Consider the following 550-nt stretch of genomic DNA (forward strand, 5'->3'; position numbering starts at 1 on the left):
GGGTGTGTTTCGGTGGGGATCGTAGCCATGATGGCGGCCTCCAGTATGTGATTTTTAAACCACCACCGGAGAGGTCAATCTCACGGGTGGTGGACTGAACGAGGTTGACCTTACCGGCCATACTGGATACCGGCGCACCTTGCGATGCCCTCGTCCAGCCCACCATTGAGATATAGCCGAACGTACAACACAAAAAAGACGCAAGCGCGTCATGTGTCGCCAGTATGTGATATTTCAGGAGGTCAATCCCGGCACCTGATTTTGCAGATGCCAGCAGAAGATACCGCGATTAGCGCCTGACATCAAGAGACACTCTGGAAGGCCGATCGCAGAAAATAAAAAACCCTGCTGGTGAGGCAGGGTTCTTTATTTTTCGCTCTCAGGCTGCGGATGGCGGCCTGAGCGGCGTTGCGTGATAATACAAACTCAACGGTGTGATTTTAACCCGCTTTATTCCCCATTGCAAATAAACGCCCCCGATCTTTATAATGTCGATGCTGAGTTTATCACGTTTCAGATCTGACCGATTTCAAGCCCTGACTGCCGGACG

General features: G+C 51.6%; 1 protein-coding gene. It reads right to left on the minus strand.

Going from position 1 to position 550, the window contains the following annotated elements; translation table 11 throughout:
* Window positions 1-277: ash family protein (locus FDX19_RS25675; RefSeq protein ID WP_212734705.1), on the minus strand; the 277-nt coding region annotated here is incomplete at its 3' end.
* Between the last annotated feature and the right edge of the window lie 273 nt (window positions 278-550).

This window comes from Citrobacter sp. wls619 (genome assembly GCF_005281345.1).
In the GTDB taxonomy this organism is placed as follows: Bacteria; Pseudomonadota; Gammaproteobacteria; order Enterobacterales; family Enterobacteriaceae; genus Citrobacter.